The sequence below is a fragment of the Cobetia sp. QF-1 genome, from assembly GCF_002213105.1.
GTDB classification, from domain to species: domain Bacteria; phylum Pseudomonadota; class Gammaproteobacteria; order Pseudomonadales; family Halomonadaceae; genus Cobetia; species Cobetia crustatorum.
The window spans coordinates 169,892-192,391 of the sequence record NZ_NBVS01000004.1 but is presented as its reverse complement, the minus strand read 5'-3'; the positions used below and the strand labels follow the sequence as shown (position 1 = coordinate 192,391).

The 22,500-nt window shown below is 57.7% G+C and carries 23 protein-coding genes and 1 pseudogene; 11 read left to right on the top strand and 13 right to left on the bottom strand.

The annotated features are described in order from the left end of the window. Positions 1–68: 68 nt before the first annotated feature. From CFN46_RS09375 to CFN46_RS09365, 3 genes are all read right to left on the bottom strand, one after another. Positions 69–380, bottom strand: coding sequence for a putative quinol monooxygenase (locus CFN46_RS09375; RefSeq protein ID WP_024952325.1), 312 nt, complete (start codon positions 378–380; stop codon positions 69–71). A 243-nt stretch (positions 381–623) separates the two neighbouring features. Beyond that, positions 624–2,114 carry a CoA-acylating methylmalonate-semialdehyde dehydrogenase gene (locus CFN46_RS09370; RefSeq protein ID WP_088743340.1) on the bottom strand — a complete coding sequence of 497 codons (1,491 nt, stop codon included), beginning with the start codon at positions 2,112–2,114 and terminating at the stop codon, positions 624–626. A 71-nt stretch (positions 2,115–2,185) separates the two neighbouring features. Next, entirely contained in the window at positions 2,186–3,535 is a 1,350-nt protein-coding gene (locus CFN46_RS09365) for an aspartate aminotransferase family protein (protein WP_088743339.1), read from the bottom strand. Positions 3,536–3,746: 211 nt separating this feature from the next. On the opposite strand from CFN46_RS09365, the gene CFN46_RS09360 reads away from it, so the two are divergent. Next, positions 3,747–4,709, top strand: a complete 963-nt coding sequence (locus CFN46_RS09360; RefSeq protein WP_024952322.1) for a LysR family transcriptional regulator — start codon at positions 3,747–3,749, stop codon at positions 4,707–4,709. 87 nt (positions 4,710–4,796) lie between these two features. On the opposite strand, the gene folD is transcribed toward CFN46_RS09360, so the two are convergent. Then, a complete protein-coding gene (gene folD / locus CFN46_RS09355; protein WP_051510930.1) occupies positions 4,797–5,744 on the bottom strand; it encodes a bifunctional methylenetetrahydrofolate dehydrogenase/methenyltetrahydrofolate cyclohydrolase FolD in 948 nt (315 codons plus the stop codon). A 37-nt stretch (positions 5,745–5,781) separates the two neighbouring features. Beyond that, a complete protein-coding gene (purU, locus tag CFN46_RS09350) occupies positions 5,782–6,660 on the bottom strand; it encodes a formyltetrahydrofolate deformylase (RefSeq protein ID WP_024952321.1) in 879 nt (292 codons plus the stop codon). A gap of 407 nt (positions 6,661–7,067) precedes the next feature. On the opposite strand from purU, the gene CFN46_RS09345 reads away from it, so the two are divergent. Then, the gene (locus tag CFN46_RS09345) at positions 7,068–7,373 is read left to right on the top strand and encodes a hypothetical protein (RefSeq protein WP_088743338.1); all 306 of its coding nucleotides are present in this window, start codon (positions 7,068–7,070) and stop codon (positions 7,371–7,373) included. A 151-nt stretch (positions 7,374–7,524) separates the two neighbouring features. Here the strand turns inward: CFN46_RS09345 and CFN46_RS09340 are convergent, their stop codons facing one another. Beyond that, complete coding sequence (locus tag CFN46_RS09340; protein ID WP_088743337.1) at positions 7,525–8,409, bottom strand: LysR family transcriptional regulator; 885 nt, start codon at positions 8,407–8,409, stop codon at positions 7,525–7,527. A gap of 122 nt (positions 8,410–8,531) precedes the next feature. Between CFN46_RS09340 and CFN46_RS09335 the strand changes: the two genes are divergently transcribed. The 7 genes from CFN46_RS09335 to CFN46_RS09310 all read left to right on the top strand — a co-directional run bounded on the left by CFN46_RS09335 (position 8,532) and on the right by CFN46_RS09310 (position 13,763). Beyond that, the gene (locus CFN46_RS09335) at positions 8,532–8,822 is read left to right on the top strand and encodes a putative quinol monooxygenase (protein ID WP_088743336.1); all 291 of its coding nucleotides are present in this window, start codon (positions 8,532–8,534) and stop codon (positions 8,820–8,822) included. Positions 8,823–8,836: 14 nt separating this feature from the next. Then, positions 8,837–8,983, top strand: coding sequence for a hypothetical protein (locus tag CFN46_RS17425; RefSeq protein ID WP_176426447.1), 147 nt, complete (start codon positions 8,837–8,839; stop codon positions 8,981–8,983). Positions 8,984–9,121: 138 nt separating this feature from the next. After that, positions 9,122–10,312, top strand: coding sequence for an L-dopachrome tautomerase-related protein (locus CFN46_RS09330; protein WP_176426446.1), 1,191 nt, complete (start codon positions 9,122–9,124; stop codon positions 10,310–10,312). Positions 10,313–10,637: 325 nt separating this feature from the next. After that, a complete protein-coding gene (locus CFN46_RS09325; RefSeq protein WP_088743334.1) occupies positions 10,638–11,651 on the top strand; it encodes a zinc-binding alcohol dehydrogenase family protein in 1,014 nt (337 codons plus the stop codon). A gap of 95 nt (positions 11,652–11,746) precedes the next feature. After that, positions 11,747–12,127: a VOC family protein gene (locus tag CFN46_RS09320; protein ID WP_024952316.1), complete on the top strand. Its 381-nt coding sequence runs from the start codon at positions 11,747–11,749 to the stop codon at positions 12,125–12,127. A 235-nt stretch (positions 12,128–12,362) separates the two neighbouring features. Further along, positions 12,363–12,842: an RcnB family protein gene (locus tag CFN46_RS09315; RefSeq protein ID WP_024952315.1), complete on the top strand. Its 480-nt coding sequence runs from the start codon at positions 12,363–12,365 to the stop codon at positions 12,840–12,842. 507 nt (positions 12,843–13,349) lie between these two features. Continuing rightward, entirely contained in the window at positions 13,350–13,763 is a 414-nt protein-coding gene (locus CFN46_RS09310) for an RcnB family protein (RefSeq protein WP_088743333.1), read from the top strand. Between the two features lie 629 nt (positions 13,764–14,392). On the opposite strand, the gene CFN46_RS09305 is transcribed toward CFN46_RS09310, so the two are convergent. After that, positions 14,393–14,818, bottom strand: coding sequence for a DUF1090 domain-containing protein (locus CFN46_RS09305; protein WP_088743332.1), 426 nt, complete (start codon positions 14,816–14,818; stop codon positions 14,393–14,395). 157 nt (positions 14,819–14,975) lie between these two features. On the opposite strand from CFN46_RS09305, the pseudogene CFN46_RS17730 reads away from it, so the two are divergent. After that, positions 14,976–15,356: pseudogene (locus tag CFN46_RS17730) on the top strand (integrase core domain-containing protein); the annotation flags it as partial. Between the two features lie 377 nt (positions 15,357–15,733). Continuing rightward, the gene (locus CFN46_RS09295) at positions 15,734–15,988 is read left to right on the top strand and encodes a TAXI family TRAP transporter solute-binding subunit (protein ID WP_176426445.1); all 255 of its coding nucleotides are present in this window, start codon (positions 15,734–15,736) and stop codon (positions 15,986–15,988) included. Positions 15,989–16,133: 145 nt separating this feature from the next. Here CFN46_RS09295 and CFN46_RS09290 read toward each other — a convergent pair whose 3' ends face one another. From CFN46_RS09290 to CFN46_RS09265, 6 genes are all read right to left on the bottom strand, one after another. After that, positions 16,134–17,516 carry an amidase family protein gene (locus tag CFN46_RS09290; protein ID WP_024952783.1) on the bottom strand — a complete coding sequence of 461 codons (1,383 nt, stop codon included), beginning with the start codon at positions 17,514–17,516 and terminating at the stop codon, positions 16,134–16,136. Beyond that, positions 17,513–18,196: a DUF2848 domain-containing protein gene (locus tag CFN46_RS09285; RefSeq protein ID WP_088743330.1), complete on the bottom strand. Its 684-nt coding sequence runs from the start codon at positions 18,194–18,196 to the stop codon at positions 17,513–17,515. The genes CFN46_RS09290 and CFN46_RS09285 overlap by 4 nt, the downstream gene beginning before the upstream one ends. Positions 18,197–18,309: 113 nt before the next feature. Next, complete coding sequence (locus CFN46_RS09280) at positions 18,310–19,590, bottom strand: TRAP transporter large permease (RefSeq protein WP_088743329.1); 1,281 nt, start codon at positions 19,588–19,590, stop codon at positions 18,310–18,312. Further along, a complete protein-coding gene (locus tag CFN46_RS09275; protein WP_024952780.1) occupies positions 19,590–20,207 on the bottom strand; it encodes a TRAP transporter small permease subunit in 618 nt (205 codons plus the stop codon). Before CFN46_RS09275 ends, CFN46_RS09280 begins: the two co-directional genes overlap by 1 nt. 217 nt (positions 20,208–20,424) lie before the next feature. Beyond that, complete coding sequence (locus tag CFN46_RS09270) at positions 20,425–21,471, bottom strand: TRAP transporter substrate-binding protein (RefSeq protein WP_024952779.1); 1,047 nt, start codon at positions 21,469–21,471, stop codon at positions 20,425–20,427. Between the two features lie 88 nt (positions 21,472–21,559). Continuing rightward, positions 21,560–22,360 carry a putative hydro-lyase gene (locus tag CFN46_RS09265; protein WP_024952778.1) on the bottom strand — a complete coding sequence of 267 codons (801 nt, stop codon included), beginning with the start codon at positions 22,358–22,360 and terminating at the stop codon, positions 21,560–21,562. Between the last annotated feature and the right edge of the window lie 140 nt (positions 22,361–22,500).

Below are 22,500 nucleotides of genomic sequence, written 5' to 3'. Positions count from 1 at the left end.
AGAAAGTCCAGCCTCCAGTTTATGGAGGCCTCGAGCTTTCACTTGTTTTCACTAAGGTTATCTGACTGTTACCCAGCGGGGCTCAAGATCCGAATATCACCATCGGTGATCCATTCACCGGCATTGTCACGAAAGCGCTGCATATGCTCGGTCTCGCGGTGAGCTTGCAGAGCATCGTGGGACTCCCAGGCTTCCACCACGGTGATGGTGTCAGGCCGCGCTTCGTTGTCCTTGCTGGCGACACGCTCGGAATCCAGGCAGGGATGATAGGCATGGCAGCCGTCTTCCTCCCGCACTGTGGGCGCGACGGCGCAAAGTTCATTGAAGACATCTTTACCGTGGCCTTGCTTGGCGGTAACAGTGGCGACTACCCAGATCATGTCGACTCCTTTAGCGGTGACGGACGCTGTTTGAGATTACGTGGCTTCGTTGCGTGCTCGTCATTGTGATGTGGTGTCTTTTTCGAGGACTGCAAGGGCCAAGGGCTTATCTGAAGCGCGCGCTCTGCGGGGCTTATCTATAGGCTTTTGCGTAAAGTGATTTCCTCGCGCCATGGAAACGCCGGATAGCGAGGCTATCCGGCGTTGGTTGTTACAACGACTTGCTTGATGAGGGCTGACGAATCAGGCAGGGAAGGCGAACTGAGCACCTTCACGCAGACCCGCCGATGGCCAGCGCTGAGTGATGGTCTTGCGACGGGTGTAGAAGCGAACGGCATCTGGACCGTAGGCGGACAGATCGCCGAACAGCGAGCGCTTCCAGCCACCGAAGCTGTGATAGGCGACCGGTACCGGCAGCGGCACGTTGATACCGACCATGCCGACCTGGATGTGATCACTGAAATAGCGGGCGGCTTCGCCATCACGGGTATAGATGCAGGTGCCGTTGCCGTATTCGTGATCATTGATCAGTTTCATGGCTGCCTCCATCGTGTCGGCACGCACCACCAGCAGTACTGGTCCGAAGATCTCTTCCTGATAGCAGGTCATCTCGGTGGTGACGCCATCGATCAAGGTACCGCCGACAAAGAAGCCATTCTCGCCGCCATCGATCTGCGGATTGCGACCATCGACGACGACCTTCGCACCTTGTTGCTCGGCGCTGTCGATGAACCCCACCACCTTGTCACGATGCGCGGCGGTGATCAGCGGGCCGAAGTCGTTGTCCTTGTTGCTGTAAATGCCGACCTTGAGGCTTTCCATCTGCTGCTTCATCTGAGCGATCAGCTTGTCGGCAGCGTCGTCACCGACAGCGACGGCGACAGACAGCGCCATGCAGCGCTCACCGGAGGAACCGAAGGCGGCACCGTTCAGCGAGTTGGCGACATATTCCATGTCAGCATCAGGCATGATGATCGCGTGGTTCTTGGCCCCACCCAGTGCCTGGCAACGCTTGCCGTTAGCGGCGGCACGACTATAGATATACTCGGCAATCGGCGTGGAGCCAACGAAGCTGACGGCCTGAACGCGTGGGTCATCCAGCAAGGTGTCGACGGCTTCTTTATCGCCATTGACCACGTTCATGACGCCTGCCGGCAGGCCCGCTTCCATCAGCAGTTCGGCAATAAATAACGTTGAGGTCGGATCACGCTCGGACGGCTTGAGGATGAAGGTGTTACCGCAGGCGATGGCCATCGGGTACATCCACAACGGCACCATGGCGGGGAAGTTGAAGGGGGTGATACCGGCAACGACGCCCAGCGGCTGGAATTCACTCCAGGAGTCGATGCCCGGCCCCGTATTGCGGCTGTGCTCGCCCTTTAGCAGTTCCGGCGCGCCGCAGGCATATTCGACATTCTCGATGCCGCGCTGCAGCTCGCCCAACGCATCGTGACAGATCTTGCCGTGCTCCTGCCCGATTAGACGGGCGATCTCATCGGCGTGTTCTTCCAGCAGCTGCTTGAAGCGGAACATCACGCGCGCGCGCTTGATGGGTGGAGTATTGCGCCAGGCCGGGAAGGCGGCTTCGGCGGCAGCGATGGCTTCTTCAACGGTTGACTTGCTGGCCAGGCGAACCTGACCGCCGACCTCACCGGTAGAAGGGTTGAAGATATCCTGGGTGCGACCTTCGCTGTGATCGATATTGCCGTTGATGAGGTGACCGAGCGTTTTCATTGTTAACTCCAATAAGTCAATAGGCAGTGGCGATGAGTGTTCGGAATCGATGAACGAGTGAGAAAGATGGCTCAGTCCTGTGCTGCAAAGGCATCGCCGAGTGCATTGATCAATCGATCGAGCTCATCGTGTTCCGTAATGAAAGGCAGCCCCAGTTGGATGGTATCGCCGCCGTAACGTACATAGAAACCGGCTTTCCAGCAGTGCATCGCAATCTCATAAGGTCGGCGTGCCGGTTCGCCGGGATAGGCTTCGACCTGTAGAGCGCCTGCCAGACCGTAATTGCGTATGTCGCTGATATAGCGTGTGCCCTTGAGTTCGTGCAGCTTCTGCTCGAACACCGGGCTCAGTTCACGCACGCGCGAGATGAGCTGGTCATTCTCGAGAATATCGAGCGAGGCTAGCGCTGCGGCGCACGCGACAGGATGGCCGGAATAGGTGTAACCGTGAGGCAGTTCCATCATGTAGTCAGGGCCACCGGTATCCATGAAGGTCTGATAGATATCGCTCTTGACGATGACCGCGCCCATTGGCACTGCACCATTGGTGATCTGCTTGGCGACGTTCATGATATCCGGCGTCACACCGAATTCTTCCGCGCCGGTCATGGAGCCCATCCGGCCGAATCCAGTGATGACCTCATCGAAGATCAGCAGAATTTCATGTTGATCACACAGCTCGCGCAGACGCTTGAGATAGCCTACCGGTGGCGGCAACACGCCCGCGGACCCGGCCATGGGTTCGACGATGACGGCGGCAATGTTGGATGCATCGTGCAATGCGATCAGCTCTAACAGCTCATCGGCGCGTTCGGCACCGGTCTGAGGCATGCCGCGGGTAAAGACGTTTTCCTTGAGCAGTGTGTGCGGAAGGTGATCAGCATCGACGCCTTGGCCATAGAGCGTGCGATTGGCACCGATACCGCCAACGCTGAAGCCACCAAAGTTGACGCCATGGTAGCCCTTGCTACGGCCGATCAGCTTGGTCTTGGTTGCCTTGCCTTTCTTGCGCCAGTAAGCGCGGGCGATCTTGAGCGACGTATCGGCACTTTCAGAGCCGGAGCCGGTGAAGAAGACATGATCCAATCCTTCTGGCGTCAGTTCTTTCAAGCGATGCGCTAGCTCAAAGGCTTTGGGGTGCCCGTACTGGAAGGAGGGCGCGTAATCGAGCTGGTGCAATTGCTGAGAGACCGCCTCGGCAATTTCAGGACGACAGTGGCCAGCACCGCAGGTCCAAAGGCCCGACAGTCCGTCGAAGATCTGACGACCATGCGAGTCCGTGAAATAGGCACCCTTGGCCTTGGTGATGATGCGCGGATCCTTTTTGAACTGCCGATTGGCCGTGTAAGGCATCCAATAGGCATCAAGCTGTTCTGCGCTAAGTCCTGCTTGGGCGGCTGCCGAGGTGTCGAAGGCTGTCATCACGTCTCCCACGAAATAATGAGTGTTGTTGTTTTGAAGCTGTTGCGTTGATGACCTCAGACTAGGATGCCGAAAGGATAAGTTAAATCTAGTTGTACTGATGTTCAGGAAAGCATTTACTTAACTTTATGCATGCATCTTGCATGACGTCGATAGCCTTGTGCGGATTGCAAGGTCCACAACAAGACAAGATGTTTTATCGGGAGGTTTGATGTCCAGGCGAAGCGAGGCCATGAGCGGACAACTCGGTGACGCGGATCTACGCTTGCTGAGAATCTTCCGCAAGGTGGTGGAGTGCGGTGGCTTTTCGGCCGCCGAAGTGGAGCTCAATATCAGCCGTGCGGCGATCAGCATGGCGATGAGTGATCTGGAAACACGCTTGAGTCTCAAGCTTTGCCAGCGAGGGCGAAGTGGCTTTTCATTGAGCAATGAAGGCCGTGAGGTCTATGAAGCCGCGACACAGCTGCTAGCGGCCACCGAAGGGTTTCGTACGCGAGTCAACGGGCTGCATGCCTGGCTCAAGGGTGAGTTGAACATCGGCATCACCGACAATCTCGTCACCATGCCCGAAATGCACATCACACATGCCCTGAGCGCCCTGAAACGCCATGGGCCGGAAGTGATGATCAACATTCGCATGATTCCCCCCAACGAGATCGAGCGTGCCGTGCTGGATGGCCGTCTGCATACCGGCGTGATCCCCACGCTCAAGACCTTGCCGGGGCTTGAGTATCGGCCGCTCTACGAGGAGACCTCCTGCCTTTACTGTGCACGCGGCCATGCCCTGTTTCGAGAACCCGCGCAGGGAGAGACGCTGGCGCGGGGGCGTCCCGTGGGCGAAGAGGCCATACGCCAGCACGACGCGGTACTGCCGGCCTATGCGCAGACGCCCGTCATCAAGGCCCTGCATGAGCCGCTCAAGGCCGCCGCGTCTGCCACTGATCGTGAGGGCATCGCCTTCCTGATTCTTTCCGGCAGCTATCTGGGCTACCTGCCCACGCACTATGCCGAGCGCTGGGTCCGTGATGGCAAGATGCAGGCCATCAGCCCCGTGGCCTATTCCTATGTCACCTATTACAGCGCCATCACGCGCAAGAGTCGCGCGCCCAATCTGGTGCTGGAACGCTATTTGAAGGAGCTGGATGCTCTGCGGCAGGCACATTGCGCTCATTAGCGTGAAGCAGATCATCAGCGCCAATCATGCCAGTGGCATGAACCAGGTCAGAGGAACGCAGCCAATAGGCCCGTTTTCTTTTGTTGATCAGGCTGACTGACGGCGGGCGGCAGTCAAAGTATTGGCGAGTAGGCAGGCGATGGTCATTGGGCCCACGCCACCGGGTACGGGGGTGATGGCTCCAGCGACCGAGACCACGGTATCGAAGTCCACGTCGCCAACCAGACGCGTGCGAGCTTTTCCGGTCGGGCTGTCCTCGGCGGGCTGCTCGATACGGTTGATGCCGACATCGATGACCACGGCGCCGGGCTTGATCCACTCGGCATTGATCATGTTCGGACGGCCAACGGCCGCAACCACGATGTCGGCCTGACGGCACAGGTCAGCGGAGTTCTGGCTACGCGAGTGCAGCTGGGTCACGGTGCAGTTGGCCGCCAATAACAGGATGGCCATTGGCTTGCCGACGATATTGGAGCGCCCGATGACCACGGCGTGCAGGCCCGAGAGGTCACCGCCTTGCTCAGTGAAGGTGTCACGCAACAGACGCATGCAGCCGGTGGGCGTACAGGGTGCCAAGGCATCCGCGCCTTGTACCAGCGCGCCGACGTTCATGCGGTGAAATCCATCGACATCCTTGGCGGGGTCGATCGCCTCCAGTACTGCCGCTTCCTCGATATGGGCGGGCAGGGGCAGTTGCACCAGAATGCCGTGAACCTCGGCAGAGGCGTTCAGCATAGCGACCAATGTCAGCAGCTCGGCTTCAGTGGTCTGTACTGGAAGACGATGCTCGAAAGACTGCATGCCACACTCGACGGTACGTTTGAGCTTGTTGCGTACATACACGCCACTGGCGGGGTCATCACCTACCAACACTACCGCAAGGCCCGGCGTCACACCCTGTGCGGCCAAGGTTGCAACTCCAGCCGTGACTTCCGTGAGCAGGCGGATCGAGGCAGCTTTGCCATCGATCAAACGCGCCGTTTGCTGATGAGCCGTTTCTTGAAATGTGGCTGCTGGGGCCGTCGGCGTATTCATGAGAGCGCTTCCCTTGTATGGATTGTCTTTCATCGACTTACTTGAAGATGACGGTACGGTCATTGGCGAGGAAGACGCGGCGCTCGATGTGATAGCGCACCGCATTGGTGAGTGCCTCGGTTTCAGTATTGCGTCCGACTGCTACCAAATCATCGGGTGCGAAGTTGTGCTCTACCCGCTGAACTGCCTGGTCGATGATAGGCCCTTCATCCAGGTCGGCGGTGACATAGTGCGCGGTTGCCCCGATCAGCTTCACGCCGCGTGCATGGGCCTGATGATAAGGCTTGGCTCCCTTGAATCCGGGCAGGAAGGAGTGATGGATATTGATGGCGCGCCCGGAGAGCTTGTGACAAAGCTCATTTGAGAGTATCTGCATATAGCGCGCCAGCACCACCAATTCGGTGCCGGTTTCCTCGACGATGTCCATCAGTGCCGCTTCCTGACGCGCCTTGGTGTCCTTGGTGATGGGCAGATAGACAAAGCGAATGCCTTCACGCTCGACCATCGGACGCAGATCAAGGTGATTGGAAACGACCGCCGTGATCTGCATGTTCAGCTCACCCTTGCGGTAGTGATAGAGCAAGTCATCCAGGCAGTGATCAAACTTGGATACCATGATCAACACCGGCATCTTCTGGCGTGCACCATGCATCTGCCACTCCATCCCAAACGGTGAGGCGATATCCTCGAATGCCTGGCGCATGTGCTCCACGTCGCCTTTTACCCCTTCATTGAAGCGGAAGCGGGCTCGTAGAAAGAATTGCCCCATGTCCTCATCATCGTATTGGGCCAGTTCGCTGATATAGCACTCATGCGAGCTGAGGAAGGTCGTGATGGCGGCCACGATGCCTGATGTAGCAGGACAACTGATGGTGAGGATGTAGTGATTCTCTGAAGTGCAGGTCGCGTGGGGCATTTCTGGAGCTCCTGGGTAGGCCGAAACGTGTTTTTATTCTCGTAGAGAGAAGTGACTGGATTGATAATGGATATCGTTAAGTGGCGCCAATGAAAGATGATCTTCGGCCGACGCTTGAGTATTCGTCTGCTGTTGATATGAATGAGAGTGTTTTTCTCGCAAGGGGTCAAGGGAGTTCGTCGGCATGCCCGTTGTTGAGTCTCAAATTGAGATTTGAGAGTGCAGGACGCACGTCTAGTGTCGGTAAAATCATACAACGAAAGTTCAGGGTGCAAGAATTCGTCATGTCATCGCGGTAGGCTTGCGAGTAGGAATATCAAGCGGTTAGTGTCTTCTCACGGTGTGCCTTGAGAGATATCTCTCAACAGCGCAAGCAGCTTTCAGCAGGTTGAGACAAGGAAGACATGATGCGCAATATTACATTGGCAACACTGATGGTCATGGCGATGGCAGGTTCTTCAGTGGCATTGGCGTCACAGTTCGGTGATGAGCAGAAAGCCAGTGCCAAGGCTCAGTACTCGCAAACCAAGGACAGTGCCAAATCTCAGATCAGAGATCAGAAGAGTAATGCCAAGTCCCAGGTCAGCGATCAGAAGAGCAATGCCAAATCTCAGGGCAACGCTCACAAGGACAGCGCCAAGTCCAAGGTGAGCGATACCAAGTCTCAGTATCAGAAGAAGAGCTATGCAGATGTGCTGAAGAACGAGCATTGATCACTGGGTGACGCGCTTGTCTTGAAGGAGTATGAGAGCGACGAGTGATTGATCAATCCCCCCGCAAGCTAGTGGCTTGTGGGGGGATTTGCGTTTGTGGGTAGTCTGGGGAGAGTGACAGGTCTGCGGCGAAGCCCCACTTGCGGAAACATCAACCGAGCAGGAATTGGATGAGGTGTTGGGAAAATGCCTGAACGCGTCGCGGCTGAGTACGCGACGGTGGGAAGAGCAATTGCAGAGGTGCCGAGGCTGTGGGGTAGTCAGGTAGCAGTTCTATCAGACGGCCCTCAGCAAGATCATCCTGTACGTCCAGCTCCGATTTCAGGGCAATACCCAAGCCTTCGAGGCACCACTGACGTACCAGCTCACCATCGTTGGCGACGCGATTGCCAGCTACCGTGACCACGTGTCTTTTCTTGTCAGCTCCCAAGTGCCATTCATTGTCGAGACTTCTGCCAAAGCGCATCACCAGACAATTGTGCTGCTTGAGGTCCGTGGGCTCTACAGGCATGGCATGGCGTGTCAGATACTCAGGTGATGCGCACAGCACGCGCCGAAACTGACCAAGACTGCGAACCCGCAAGCTACTGTCCATGATGGTGCCGAAACGCAGGGCAAGATCGATCCCCTGACTGACGATATCGACGTAACTGTCCGACAGCAGCAGCTCTATCTCGATGGTGGGGTGCTGACGCTGAAATTCGGTGACGGCGCGTGACAGGGCGTTGCGACCCAGATCGCTCGGCGCGCTGATGCGAATTCGACCGGTGAGTGTCTGGGCGCCCAGGCGGATGCGGGTCTCAAGCTCCGAGACACTGTCGAGCAGACCACGGGCTTCTTCCATCAGCGTGCGGCCCTCTTCGGTCAGGCTGATGGCACGTGTGGTGCGGTTGAGCAGCACCACCCCGTAGTGCGCCTCTAGTGAAGCCAGACGCTCCGATACCGTCGTCGGCGACAGTCCCGTCTCGCGCCCCGCGGCGGTCAGGCTGCCTTTCTCGACGATGGTCAGAAACAGCGCGATGTTGTCCAGTAGCATTGTGCGGTTTTTCCGAATTATCTTTGCGAAAAGGGGATGTTTATACGGACAAGGCTTGTGACTAGGATGATCACATCGCTTGAGCAACTCAAGCCTTCCTGACACATCACGGAGTTCCTTCCATGTCCCGGTTGACCATCATCGCCAATATCCACGCCAAGCCGGACCAGATCGAGAAGGTCAAGGCGGCGCTTCTCAAGCTGGTGCCGATCACCCGCGCTGAAGAAGGCTGCCTCACTTACACCCTGCATCAGAACAACGAGAACCCGGCACATTTCACCTTTCACGAGAACTGGGTCTCGCGTGAGCTGTGGCAGCAGCACATGCGGGCACCGCATCTGGAAGAGTACGTGGCAGCGACAGAAGGCGCGGTCACTGAGTTCACCTTGCAAGAGATGACGGCTTTCGCTTGAGGTGTGGCCTCCGGGTGATAGGTGGTCCTGATATTCCACACAGACAATACAGGCTTGCTCGCCAGCTCATCGGCGCCGCGGCGCTCAAGGATCTCTCCCAGCTCTACATCGGCAATCCGCGTCTCAGTGAACTGGAAGATGAACTGCGCCGTCGCGCCTGATTCTTTGCGCCTGATTCGTCGCACCTGAATCTCTACAACCCCCGGGCGATGACCACGTCATCATCCAGTCTCTTTATCTCATCTTCATCGTCCCTGCCGGCCCGGCGCACGGCGCCAACCGGCGGGCAAGGAGTCCCCATGCGTTTTTCTCGCCTCAAGACGGCCATCTTCATCGCCTCGCTGGGCGTCAGCGCTGTCTCTGTCGTGCAGGCTGATGCCACAGCGGCCGAAGCATCCGCCGACAACCACCAGAGCGCCGCAGCCAGTACCTGGAGCCACGCGACCCTCAGTACCTTTGCCGAGTACTCGGACACCCGCCCCGGCAATATCACCTTCACGCCGGATGGCCGCCTGATCATGTCCCAGCAGCCACTCGATGCTCCGGCCCTGCGCGTGGTCGAGATCACCCAGGACGGCAAGCGTGTGCCATTCCCGACCCTGGATTGGGCCGATGGCCCGGCAAAAGGCGAGGTCGGCATCGCGTCAATCATCGGCGTACATTCCGACCGTCAGGGCGTGGTGTGGATGCTCGACATGGGCAGTCAGGACAGTGCGCCCAAGCTGGTGGGCTGGGATACCCGCAGTGATTCGCTCAAGAAGGTGATCCCGCTTGGGGGAGACAGCGTGCTGCCGATCTCCTTCCTGCAGGATTTCGTCATCGATGAAAGGCGCGGCAAGATCTATATCGCGGACATGACCTTCACTGCACCCGCCTCCCACATGAAACCGGCCTTCGTGGTGGTGGATATCGCCAGTGGCAAGACGCGTCGTGTGCTGCAGAGCGATGAAAGGCTGATGCCGGTGGCGCATGACATGGTCATCAATGGGCGTCTGATGGCGGCCAAGGGCGATGGTGATGGGGAGGGAGAGCAGAGTGGCGGGCCGAAGCCCTGGTACCTGGGATTGAACGCCATCGCCTTCGACCCGGCAGAAGACGTCGTCTATTTCGGTGGCGTGAATGGCAGTGATATCTATCGTCTGCCGGCGGCTGAGCTGGCCGATGACACCGCCACGGAGGCGGAGCTGTCGCGCGCCATCACGCATTACGCCGCCAAGCGTCCCAATGATGGCTTCATCTTCGACGCCAGTCGCGGCGGCATCATCGCCGGTGACGCAGAGCACAATGCGCTGACCTTCTCCTCTCCCGAAGGCATGTCGGTCATTGCCCAGGATGATGAGCGTCTGCGCTGGCCGGATGGCTTCGCCTTCGCGCCCGATGGCAGCCTCTACCTCACCACCAATCAGCTGAATGCTCACCCGGCGCTCAATCAGGGTGTCGATGGCAGTGACAAGCATTACTACCTGCTCAAGCTGACACCCGCCAACTGACAGGCTCTGCTTGCGGCAGGCTAAGGGCTTGTCTGACCAGTCCTTCGCCCTGTCTTGCCTGTCAGCGTATTTCCCCAACGCAGGACGTGTCTGATGACCGTCCTGCGTTGTCGTCTCTTGCCCCTCGCCTCTGTAGCCGACTACCCGCTGGTGTCTCCCTGGAGGCAACCCGCAAACTCGCTGCTCATTATCCGCTTTATCCGGATTAACTTTGCGGATATGGGTCGTTTTTACGCTCAGCCCATGGAGTTAGCATGGTGTCATCGCTTCACGGCAAAGCCATTCAGCGCTGCCGCCACTGACATGATGTTCTGGAGAGACTCTGATGAAAGCCATTGGTTACTACGCTGCCGGTTCCATCGATCGTGATGATGCCCTGGTCGATATCGAATTGGACACACCGGTCGCCACCGGTCACGACCTGCTGGTCAAGGTTGCCGCTGTCTCGGTCAACCCGGTGGACTACAAGATCCGCGAGAGCCGCGAGCCGGCCGCAGGCGAAGCTGCCGTCATCGGCTGGGACGCCGTAGGGGAAGTCGTCGCCGTCGGTGACAAGGTCACTTCCTTCGCCGCAGGTGACAAGGTCTGGTATGCCGGCGATATCACCCGCGCCGGCACCAACAGCGAATTCCATCTGGTAGATGAGCGCATCGTCGGTCATGCCCCCAGGTCCGTGGCGGTCCATGAGGCGGCTGCGCTGCCGCTGACCACGCTGACCGGCTTCGAGATGCTCTTCGATCGCCTGCGTGTCACCGAGCCGGTACCCGGCGCTGCACGTGCCATCCTGATCATCGGCGGTGCCGGTGGCGTGGGCTCCATCACCATCCAGCTGCTGCGCGCACTGACGGATCTGACCATCATTGCCACCGCCTCACGTCCAGAAACCCAAGCGTGGGTCACGTCGCTGGGCGCGCATCACGTCATCGACCACAGCCAGCCGTTGCCGGCGCAGATCGAGGCGTTGGGTATCGGTGCACCGGCCTTCGTGTTCTCGACCAATTTCTCCGAGCACTACGCACCGCAAGTGGCTGAGTTGATCGCACCGCAGGGTCGTTTCGGCATGATCGATGACCCGCAGACTCTCGATATCGTGCCGTTCAAGGGCAAGGCCGTGTCCATCCACTGGGAGCTGATGTTCACTCGCTCACTGTTCACCACCGCTGATATCGCGCGTCAGGGCGAGATCCTCACCAAGGTGGCGGGTCTGCTGGACACTGGCAAGATCACCTCCACGGCAACGGAAACCTTCGGCACCATCAACGCCGAAAATCTCAAGCGCGCACATGCCTTGCTGGAGAGCGGCAAGGCCAGGGGAAAGATCGTGCTTGAAGGCTTCTAGTCACTCACCACGATTCAGTGGAAGTGTTGGCGTATGAATCATGAATGCGGCCGGGAAACCGGCCGCACTCTTTCGTCTGGAAGAGGGTGATAGGCATGGGCATACAACGTCTCGATCATGTGAATATTCGCACTGGTCAGCTGAACGAGATGATGAGTTGGTATGGCGAGGTACTTGGCTTATATCCCGGTGATCGGCCTGATTTCTCCTTTGGTGGTGCCTGGCTCTACGCCGAGAAGGCCGTGGTCATACACCTGATCGATATTGGAGAGGAAGCGGCCGTGGGTGGGGAGGCTAATCTTAAGCTTGAACATTTTTCTCTCGCCGCGACTGATATCGAGTCATTCGAGTCGGAATTAGAGGCATCGAATACTCCCTATCAACGGATTGTTCTTGCGTCCATCGGCGAGATACAGCTGCACATGCGTGATCCGGATGGCAATCATCTGCATATCGATTTTTCGACATCGGGATGATATGAACACAGCTCATATTCATCCGGATAGGTGATATCTGGCGTCAAGTGACTGCCAGGCTGCTGAAAAACAATCATATTCCGAGTTATCCAACCGCAAATTGCGCTGCTGGCGCGATATGCTAGTGGCAGTAATAAAGCAGATCTGGAGGCCATGCTTCCTGACTTAAATCATGGTTGTCTGAGTGTCTCTCAGCGCGCCTCAAAAGTACTGAATCTGTCGAGGAGGCTACAACATGGCGAAAAGATCATTTGCCGTTCTGGCCTTGGCGTTTGCATTGGTGGGGCCTATCGTCGTGCATGCTGACTCATCGGAGGACGGCAAGAGCGACAAGAGTAGCGAGCAACATCTCAAGAAGAAGCACGAAGCTCTTGAGGGGCAGGCGAAGGCGGAACGCGTTCAGCGCCAACAGATGCAGGAGTTGAAGCAGATTCAGCAGAAGGAGCAGCTCAAGGAGCAGCTCAGTGAAGAACAGAAGAATGAGCCCGTGGTAGCGAAGGACTCGCCAAGCACAGAGAAGCGTTCACACCTCTGGAGGCGGGGGGCGCAAGTACCAGCTGATTTTGCTGAGGACAAGAGTCACTGGATAGAGGATTGGCAGCAGCACTCTCTCTCGGAACCTGGGCAAGACAAGCGCTGGCTTCAGGTAAAGAGTGGCTTCGTGCTGATGGATATCAAGACGAGTGTCATCGAAGAGATCGTGCTGGGCCAGTGAACCTTCTGCCACGAGGCCGCCATTTCCCGAGGCGGCTTTTCTACGTGTTTATTCGGCCGTTCCACCGCCATACAAAGATGAACTAGACATGCGGCCGCATATCCGGCCGCATTTTTGTCCCATTTGATGGCCTTGAGTTGCATCCATCCTTATCTCAAGGCCATCAAGTTGTGAAGAGTCATTGAGTGGATAGGTGCAGGGTAACGATATTCGACATTGCGAATATTTGCGTCCGTCACTGGCGACACGTCGGTGGGATGATTTGGGGCTGGTCGAAGTAAATTGTCACGAAAGCCTGATTATTCGCGAGGTGGGTGATGCTTGCCTTCTGTAGGTGATCTGCGACTGAACATGGTTGTGATGCGACAAAAGAGACGATAATGGCGACATAATACGATATCGTGCCAGTAACTTGCGTCGTTCAGTGAATGTCGATAAGGTTGCGCAACACTGTTTCCTAACCACCTGGTATCTTGAGTTTATCCGGGCACACTGAGGAGGCCAGCTATGCGTAATCGCACACTGACCGTTCTGATGATGATTTTCACGTTGATGATCGCGCCGTTGGCGCTGGCATCCCCTCATGATCGAGATGGACGCGGGCATGGCCACGGGCACGGGCACGGGCATCAACAGCACGACCGCAAACATCAAAAACAGCATCGCAAGCATGAAAAGCAACAGCGTAAGCACGAGAGACGTCACGCAAAGGAGCATCGTCGTCAGGCTTCTCATCATTGGAAGCGGGGTGACCATATCCCACGCCAGTACTACTCCAATGAGCGCTACTGGGTGAACGATTGGCATGGCCGTCATCTCTCGAAGCCGCCACGGGGCCATCGTTGGTTGAACATTGATGGTCGTTACGTGCTGGCAGCTGTTGCCGGCGGGGCCATCACGGCGATCATTCTCAACCGCTAAGCATGATCAGCGCTGGCGAGAATGCTCGTTGATATCCGAAACGATAAGAGGGCCGCAATCGCGGCCCTCTTATCGTTTGTGTTTGTTGAAGAGAGGAAGGGGGAATGTTGAGAGAGGGCGGGCCGTTGACGGAGCTTGCGGTTGGCATGCTGGCCTCCCTGATCCGAGTGGGACATGACTTTCTCTGACTGACCGCGCTGTTGTCAGGCGTAATTCAGAGTTTTACCACCAGAGCGCTTTCATCGCTTCTCAAGGACACACTGGCTTCCAGCTTCCTGCTTGAACACGGGATAGTCATTAGACACATCGTTTATGGTGGCGATATTACTACTTACACTGGTGTCCGGAATCATTGGGCCAATACACTACATATGAATTTCAAAGTAAAAGCATCACTAAGCTATTATTTTAATCCCCTTGGCTCTAATGGCCTCGAGTTCCCGATATAGTTTGCCATAATAATAGAGGGAAGGATGAAAAATTGTCTTTGAGCGACAGGTCGCAGCGCAGAGATTCACAGACAAGAAAATAATAGAGTAGGAGGGGTTTTAAGTGTGCTCAACCTGCAGCCATAAGCGTAGCGCTCTATAGACAATATAAAGCGCTACACCGTATTATTATTGTAATAACTATAGGTCATCACTGCCGGTCAATTCACTCTTAACCTCACTTAGTGCCTTCTGAGCCTCGGTCAATTTTCTCTCTCTTTTACTTATCTTGTCACTATCACCTTCTGACAAGGCCTCTTCTAGCTCGTCTCTACGTTCTTCTACTTTTTCCTCTTTTTCTTTGATCTTGTCTTTTCTGTCTTTAAGCAAAGACTCCTCATCACAGCTAGTCTCAACAGCGGTGAGAGCTTTCTTTAGCCCTTCCACTTTATGAGTATTGCTATGTTCATTGGCATATTCGATTTGCTTCTTGATCGAATTCGCCTTGTCCTGACAGCCGGACACTAGTTCTTGCGAGTCTGCAAATGCCGAAAATGAAAAAGCCACCAAGCCTAAGCTAATGAAATGCAAAGCGATAACGCGCCTGAGATTGTGTTTTTTTAACATGATAGTCCCCATTTTGCGTGCCGAAGAGTAATCTCTACAGTAATAGCTAATGAAAGACAACCCGTAAGGAGATTATGTAAAATTCAAATTCTGTATTTTTGACCTAGATGCGATTGAAACGGTAGATGAGAAGGTCGGTGATAACGAGAAGCCACGGTACGTGCACATCGACATCAAGCATCTGCCCCCAATGCCTGATGAGGATTAGAAGCGATATCTATACGTCTAACGGAAAATCATTCACCGATCGCTTCACCGTGGGAGGTGAACGAAAACCCAGTGGATGCCACCTCTCCGATCAGGAGCGTCAGGCCCATGGTATCGAGCATCAATTGATCAAACTGGGAAGAGCGCAGATGAACGACATGGGGGAGCGTTTCAATGGCTGCATCAGTGACGTACTGGTGATTCGGCGCTATGACTCAAGTGTGAGGGCATGGAACAGACGTTCGAACGCTACTGTTGGCTATACAACCAACATATTCCTCAGAAAGCACTGCACCACAAGTCGCCAATCGCAGCGATGAAGAAATGGTAGACCAAGCGGCCGGAGTTATTTACCAAACCGTAGTTAACCACGCGGGACCCGGCATTTGGACAAGGGTCTACTATAAGTGAGAAAGCACCCTTCACCCGTGAATGCGCAGTGCAATCTTTCTAGTGGCAACCCACCTCGATAAAGAACTCACCTTTCCGTATCCAGGTTTTCTGCAGGGAAAGTAAAAATCTAGGAGGCGGTCGTTCGCATGCCGGGCGCTCTTCTTGAGTCACCTGCGCTTCTAACATGACGAAAACACTCCCCTGTGATTTGGATCTCTACATCGTGCACTCGGATATAAAATGCTTCAGAGAGTTGCCACAAGGGGCGATAGCTGTCTAGACGTGCGTTCGGGAATAGAGTGTCACCGAGTGACAATGCCATTGGTGTGGTGGAAGGCCCGACTCACATGGATCGAGGTGGACTTCTATCTGGTGGCTGATGTGAATGACGAGATGGTCTCCGAGCTCGTCAGGACGCTGTATGCCAACAAGACAGTGCTGACCAATGCCTATGGCGTCTTTACGCGTTTTGACCCTCAGGCGATGGTGGGGGACAGCAAGGTGCCGTATCACCCGGGGGCCATCAAGGCGTACAAGAAACTGGGTCTTTGGCTGTGGACTGAGTCGTGATCATTGTCTGACTTCTCTCGCCAGACTATCGCTGCCGATCTGTCCTTGTCGGAGTTCCTTCTGCGCATATCCACTGACTGAATGAAAACGCCCCTCAGGGCTCACCTGAGGGGCGTTTTCGTCACGACTCACTTCATTCGGCTCATCAATCAGTCGCGTGAATCAGACTCTCCAGCGCCTCAGCGACACGCAGCAATGCAACATCCTGCCCTCGAGGGCGTGACAGCATCAGGCCGATCGGTTCCGCGCCTGCTGGCGCTGGTGCCGGAATCGAGATCGAGCTGGCATCCAGGTAGTTGAATACGCTGGTGTTGCGCAGGGCACGCTTGTTGAGCGCCGCGAAGGCTTCGGCATCCCGCTCCAGCAGATCACGACGCGGAGCGCGCATGGCGACAGTCGGCATCAACACCGCATCGACATCCTGCACTTGCTGAGCGAAGCGTTGCTGAATGGCCGCACGTGGCCACAGACGCGTCAGATACTCACTGGCCGTGATGTCGCGGCCACTGCGCAGCCGGTCAGCGATCAGGGGGTCATAGTCAGCCTCATGCTGCGCCATCAATTCATGATGGACAGCGGCAGCCTCGGGAATTACCAGGCCGCCGCGCTGGTTGATTCCCCAGGCCTCCTCGATGGCCGCCAATGGACGACGGACCAAGGTCACGCCCAGCGCTTCAATACGCGCCAGCAGTGCTGAGAAGTCTCTGATGACATCCTCATCGACGTCGCTCACCAGCTCACTGTCCGGTACCAGCAGGGTCAGTGGGCGGGTAAGACGGGAGGCTTCTGCGGACTGGCCACTCAGCACTTCCCAGAGTCGACGGCAGCACGCCACTGTCGGAGCGATCGGTCCGAGACAATCGAGGCTGGGGGATAACGGAAAGGCACCGTCTCCCGGGACACTGGCTTGTGAGGGCTTGAAGCCGGTCAGGCCACAGAAGGCGGCCGGAATGCGCAGTGATCCACCGGTATCACTGCCCAGCGTGGCGGCTGCCAATCCCAGGGCGACCGAGGCCGCGCCACCTGAGGTCGAGCCACCCGTGATGCGTTCAGCGTCGAAGGGGTTGGGCGGCGTACCGACATGTGGGTTGAGACCCAGTCCCGAGAAGGCGAATTCGCTCATGCTGGTGCGCCCGGCATGCACGATGCCGGCGGCTTTGAGACGCGTCAGAGCAGGGGCATCTCTTTGTGCCGGCGAGGTGCTCGCGAGGGCTTTGGAACCCGCCAACGTGATGGCACCGGCTTCATCGATGAGGTCCTTGATGGTAATCGGCATGCCGGACAGCGGCAGACGAACTCCGCTGGCGAGCAGGTGTTGCTGCGCACTGGCCTGCGCCGCCGCAGCGTCATTGTCGAGATGAATGACGCTGCGGCTGGCGGCATCCTTGAGCGTGTGATGACGCTCTTTGATGATGTCGGCAGTATCTTCTGGCGTGAAGTCGCCCACCTGATAGGCCTGCTCAAGCGCGATTAGCGAACGCTCTCGCGGTGAGCGCTGCCAGAATTCGTGGGCTTTAGCCTGATTCATGCGACTACCTCCAGTTCCTCTACCACGTAACGATGCTCGATGCTGCGGTTCAGTATCGGGTCCATCAAACGCATGGTAAAGCTGGGGCTGGGGCGGATGCCACCAATGGCCGGTACGGTACCGCACAGCAGCACGCTGTTGGGGGCCAGGCTGCCATCCTTGGCGATGGCGGCGGGCAGGCGCTCCATCAAGGTGGCGACCGGCAGCAACTCGGCGAGGGTGCCTTGCTGGTAGCGCACGGTCTTGCCGGCGTCCTCGATTTCGCTCTCGATCTGCAAGCTGTCCCAGTGATCGATGACATCACTGAGCTTCCAGGCATGGCGGGCGATCGGCTTGGCGCACAGCTGCTTGGATTCGGCGACGCCGACGGCCTCGAGCTTGCGGTCGGTGTGATCCGAGGCGATCGTTACCCACAGGGTGCCCTCGGCGTCGCTGACCAGACAAGTCTCGACCTCACCGGAGCCTTCGCCGCCGAGCATCGCGACCTGAGAGGCCTGGGTCAGCGTCTCGCGGCTCACGCGGTAGAACAGCGGAGTCTGGGAGGGCGGTGCCACACCCAGCAGCTTGAGCTCGTCGATATGGTGCTGCACGCCCGCCTGGTCGCGTCCGGCCCAGCCAGCGATGGCGACGCGCTGGATATCAACAGTGAATTCGCCGTTATCATGGGTAAAGGTCAGCATGGTTTATCGCTCCGTTATCGGGGTTGTCGTTGTTCTTTGAAAAATTCTTGAATGAACGGTGTGGCGCCAATGACACCTGCCGGCTTGCCAGCAGGTGCCAGGCAAGAGCAGGTTTACAGTGCCGAAGGCAGCCACAGCGCGATCTGCGGGAAGGCCACCAGCAGCGCTGCCATCACCAGCATCGCGCCCAGATACGGCAGGGTGCCGATGATGATGTCGGCAAAGGCTTCACCACGTCGCGAGGCCTGCACGATGTAGAGATTGAGTCCCACGGGGGGCGTGATCAGTGCCAGCTCGACGAACAGGATCATTACGATGCCGAACCACACCTTGTCGTAACCGGCCGCCACGATCAGCGGAGTGACGATGGGGATGGTGATGACCATCAGTGACAGGGTTTCGATGAAGAAGCCCAGTACGATGAACAGTGCGATGACGGCCATCAGCAGCGCGAAGGGCCCCAGGTCATAGGCCTCGAGCAGGCCGGTGACCTGCTGGACCATGCCGGAGGAGGCCAGCGCGAAGTTGAGGAAGGAGGCCGCCATGATGATGAACAGGATCATCGAGGTGGTCTTGACGGTGCCGTCCAGCGCGCGGCTGATCATCGACAGGTTCAGCGAACGGTTGATGGCGGCGAGGCCCAGTGAGGCCAGCACGCCGATGGCGGCGGCTTCGGTGGGCGTCGCCCAGCCCAGATAGATGGAGCCGACGATGACGATGAACAGCACCAGCAGCGGCAGCAGGAACGACAAGCTCTTGAAGCGGGTGCTCCAGGAGGCGCTCTTGCGCGGACCGCCCAGTGACGGCTTCCAGACACACAGCAGCAGTGAGGCCAGCATGAACAGCGCTGCCAGGCCCAGGCCCGGTACCAGCCCCGCCATGAACAGCTTCGGGATCGAGGTTTCGGTCAAGAAGCCATAGACGATCAGGTTGATCGAGGGCGGAATCAGGATGCCGAGGGTGCCGCCCGCGGCGATGCTGCCGCAGAACAGCTTGGGGTCGTAGCCGAGCTTCTTGCCCTGGGGGAGCGCCACGGTCGAGACCGTCGCCGCTGTTGCCACCGAGGAGCCGGAGGTCGCCGAGAACAGCGCAGAGGTGGTGATGTTGGCGTGCAGCAGGCCGCCGGGCAGCCACGACAGCCAGTGGTCCATGGCGCGATAGGCCTTTTCGGCAATGCCGGCACGTACGATGATCTCGCCCATCAGCACGAACAGCGGAATCGCGATCAGCAGAAAGGAATCCGCGGCGGACCACAGGTTCTGTCCAAGCGCCTTGGTCAGCGGAAAGAAGGAATAGAGCTGATCCACGCCGAAGGCGAGCAGAAACAGCGTGACAGCGACCGGTATGCCGGCCAGTAGCAGCGTGAGGATACCCACGGAGAGAAAACCCAACATCAGCGCGACTCCTTGCCAGCGGTGGTTGTCGTGGAGGCGGCCTGAGCCAATGCTGCTTCACCTTCGCCATGATCGGGGCCGGCTAGCATATTCAACGTGTCGGTATCGCGCAGGAAGGCTGCTGCCAGTACGCGCAGACCCAATACGCTGGTCGTGATGGCGAACCAGGCATAGCCCGCCAACCAGAGAATCTGGGGAATCCACAGTGGGGTGGCCAGTGGTGTATTGGCGGTTGAGCCATTGCTCAGCGACTTGTCCAATACCGGCCAGGCATTGATGAGAATGATCCAGGCCACCAGATTGAGTGCCAGCATCGCGATGATGTCGAGCGTATGGCGTGATAGCGCCGGTAGCTTGCCATGGACCACGTCGATACGGATGTGGGCCCGCTCCATCAGGGTGTGTGACAGTCCCCACGCGGAGAGCATGGCCAGCACGTAGCCGGCGTATTCATGTACGCCGGGCAGGGGATGGTTGAAGACCTGGCGCATCAGGATTTCAGCGCCGATGAAGGCGACGACCGCAAGCAGCAGCAGCCCCATCAGGCGTGCAGCGTGGCGTGAGATGGCGCGTGTCAGCGACACGGCGACATCGAGTGCGTGGATGAAGGTACTCATGAGTCGGGTCCTGCCTGGGCGCAGAGCATCAGAATGTGATGTTCTGCGGCTGAGAGCCGCCTGTCAGCGACGAGTGGAGATCTGCGTATGCCGCAGTGGGACGTCATGAGCTGACAGTGCATTCGCTTCATGAGATGCCGTTTTCGACATGCCATTCCTGAAGCCTGATGTTCGATGCACTGTCAGCTCGACGCATGACAAATACAGAGTGCGGCGCTTACTTCACTTCAGCGGTCAGGCCAACGACCTTGCCGACACTCTCGTTCCAGGCGGTGCGCGTTGCCTCATCGACACGGGCAGCCCAGGCGGGGAGCACGGTGGACTCGAGGGCAGCACGTGCGCGCTTGGCATCACTATCGCTGGATGCCACCAGGGTCATGTCCGCGCTTTCACCCAGCGGGCACTCGCCTTGACCGGTCAGGCAAGCCACGCCACGGGCCGTCTCGCCCTGAGCGTTTTCCCAGACCGGCGCCGTGAACTGAGTATCGATCTGCTCTTGCATCAAGGCCTGGGTGTCTTCACCGAGACTCTGCCATTTGTCCTGGTTGATCGCCGTGATGACGTAATCCCATCCGCCCAGCGGCAGCGGCAGCAGGTGACTGGAGACCTCATGCCAACCAGCGCTGTAACCGGAGAGCGAGCCGGTGACGGCGCAGTCGATCACGCCGCGTTCCAGTGACCCCGGGACCTCGTTGAAGGCGATATTCAAGCTCTGAGCGCCCAGCGCCTCGATGAATTCACCGGTGGAGCGGCCACTGGCACGCACCTTCTTGTCCTTCAGACCATCAAGTCCTTCAATCGGGGTATTGCAGAACAGCACCTGAGCCGGATACGGCACGATGGCCAGCACATGGCTGTTGAAGCGCTTGTTCATGGTGGATTCGGCCAGCGGACGGAAGGCCTCGGCGACTTGCTTGGCCTCTGCGGCACTCGGCGCCATCATCGGCAGATCCAGGCCTTCAAGTTCCGGCGCGTCCGACACGGTGTAGTCAGCCACGGTCATGCCGACATCAAAGACACCATCACCCAGGTAGCGATAGACGTCAGAACCGGGAATGCCCATCTGGTCAAAGGTGGTGACCTGAGTGCTCAGCTCACCTTGGCTTGCGGCTGGCAGTGTCTCGCTCCAGAAGGGCTTCTCGAACTGACGGTTCAGCTCCAGGCTGCTCCAGCTGCCCACCACGTTGAGGGAGTCGGCAGCATGAGCACTGCCGGCGGCGGCTAGCGCGAGACCAAGGGCGGAGAGGGCAAAACGTGTCTTCATGTGAGTCACCATTGTTGTTGTGAATCTGGTGTTGTGCTTTTGATGTCAGGGGGAAAGAGCGGAGCACATCCCTGGCCCCATCAGCTTGTCATCCGTATTTGAGGCGATGATTGGGAATGTCGGTAATCAGCATGTGGCCCGGGCTATGCGCTATTGCCAAGGGTAGCTGGGCATTCTCCAGCGCCAGTTGCGGCGTGACGCCACAGGCCCAGAACACCGGCAGATCGCCTGTCTCAAGCGTAGGCGCATCGCCAAAATCAGGGGTGTTGATATCGGAAATACCGATCAAGGCGGGGTCGCCCAGATGGACGGGCGCGCCGTGAACACGGGGCATGTCGGTGGTGATCTGGATCGCACGAATGGCGTGCGCCGCCGACATCGGACGCAGGGACACCACCAGGTTGCCGTAGAAGCGTCCGGCACTGATCAGCGGAATATTGGTGCGATACATCGGCACATTGCGCTTAAGGCGCGCATGGCGGACCTCGACACCCTCGTTGAGTAGTGCCTCTTCGAACGAGAACGAGCAGCCGATGGAGAACGCCACGAAATCGTCCTGCCACAGGGCGGCGATATCCGCGCGCGTTTCTTCCAGCACACCGTGACGGTAGATGTGATAGGCAGGCAGGTCGTGGCGCAGGTCGATGTTCTCACCGAGCCCTGTCGAGGCGGGAGAACCGACGGCCGTGACATCCAGCAACGGGCAGGCCTTGGGATTGGCCTGACAGAATTGCAGGAACTCACTGGCAGCCTCTGCTGGCAGGATGATCAGGTTGGTCTGGGCAAAGCCGGCAGCGATACCGCTGGTGTGGCTGGCCCATTGTCCGCTACGGATCTGCTCGCGTGCCTCGCGGGGGGACGACGCGGCACTGAGAAGTGTCTGGGGCATCGTGGGGGCTTCTTGTGAAGTTGTTGTTGTCTGTCTTCACCATAAGAAGCACGCCCGGATAAATCCAATCGATTTTTATCGAGTCAAGCCATCGGAAATTCCTTTCATGTGGTGTGTGAAATGGCCCGTCGCAGGCCCGC

Bases quoted from the DNA above. Each gene is read 5' to 3' on its own strand.
- CFN46_RS09285 (WP_088743330.1), bottom strand. From the start codon at position 18,196: ATGCTGACCTTTACCCATGATAACGGCGAATTCACTGTTGATATCCAG.
- purU (WP_024952321.1), bottom strand. From the start codon at position 6,660: ATGCCCCACGCGACCTGCACTTCAGAGAATCACTACATCCTCACCATC.
- CFN46_RS09330 (WP_176426446.1), top strand. From the start codon at position 9,122: ATGCGTTTTTCTCGCCTCAAGACGGCCATCTTCATCGCCTCGCTGGGC.
- CFN46_RS09315 (WP_024952315.1), top strand. From the start codon at position 12,363: ATGGCGAAAAGATCATTTGCCGTTCTGGCCTTGGCGTTTGCATTGGTG.
- CFN46_RS09310 (WP_088743333.1), top strand. From the start codon at position 13,350: ATGCGTAATCGCACACTGACCGTTCTGATGATGATTTTCACGTTGATG.
- CFN46_RS09340 (WP_088743337.1), bottom strand. From the start codon at position 8,409: ATGCTACTGGACAACATCGCGCTGTTTCTGACCATCGTCGAGAAAGGC.
- CFN46_RS09360 (WP_024952322.1), top strand. From the start codon at position 3,747: ATGTCCAGGCGAAGCGAGGCCATGAGCGGACAACTCGGTGACGCGGAT.
- CFN46_RS09270 (WP_024952779.1), bottom strand. From the start codon at position 21,471: ATGAAGACACGTTTTGCCCTCTCCGCCCTTGGTCTCGCGCTAGCCGCC.
- CFN46_RS09375 (WP_024952325.1), bottom strand. From the start codon at position 380: ATGATCTGGGTAGTCGCCACTGTTACCGCCAAGCAAGGCCACGGTAAA.
- CFN46_RS09320 (WP_024952316.1), top strand. From the start codon at position 11,747: ATGGGCATACAACGTCTCGATCATGTGAATATTCGCACTGGTCAGCTG.
- CFN46_RS09345 (WP_088743338.1), top strand. From the start codon at position 7,068: ATGCGCAATATTACATTGGCAACACTGATGGTCATGGCGATGGCAGGT.
- CFN46_RS09280 (WP_088743329.1), bottom strand. From the start codon at position 19,590: ATGTTGGGTTTTCTCTCCGTGGGTATCCTCACGCTGCTACTGGCCGGC.
- CFN46_RS09290 (WP_024952783.1), bottom strand. From the start codon at position 17,516: ATGAATCAGGCTAAAGCCCACGAATTCTGGCAGCGCTCACCGCGAGAG.
- CFN46_RS09275 (WP_024952780.1), bottom strand. From the start codon at position 20,207: ATGAGTACCTTCATCCACGCACTCGATGTCGCCGTGTCGCTGACACGC.
- CFN46_RS09325 (WP_088743334.1), top strand. From the start codon at position 10,638: ATGAAAGCCATTGGTTACTACGCTGCCGGTTCCATCGATCGTGATGAT.
- CFN46_RS09335 (WP_088743336.1), top strand. From the start codon at position 8,532: ATGTCCCGGTTGACCATCATCGCCAATATCCACGCCAAGCCGGACCAG.
- CFN46_RS09295 (WP_176426445.1), top strand. From the start codon at position 15,734: ATGCCATTGGTGTGGTGGAAGGCCCGACTCACATGGATCGAGGTGGAC.
- CFN46_RS09365 (WP_088743339.1), bottom strand. From the start codon at position 3,535: ATGACAGCCTTCGACACCTCGGCAGCCGCCCAAGCAGGACTTAGCGCA.
- CFN46_RS09265 (WP_024952778.1), bottom strand. From the start codon at position 22,360: ATGCCCCAGACACTTCTCAGTGCCGCGTCGTCCCCCCGCGAGGCACGC.
- CFN46_RS09370 (WP_088743340.1), bottom strand. From the start codon at position 2,114: ATGAAAACGCTCGGTCACCTCATCAACGGCAATATCGATCACAGCGAA.
- folD (WP_051510930.1), bottom strand. From the start codon at position 5,744: ATGAATACGCCGACGGCCCCAGCAGCCACATTTCAAGAAACGGCTCAT.
- CFN46_RS09305 (WP_088743332.1), bottom strand. From the start codon at position 14,818: ATGTTAAAAAAACACAATCTCAGGCGCGTTATCGCTTTGCATTTCATT.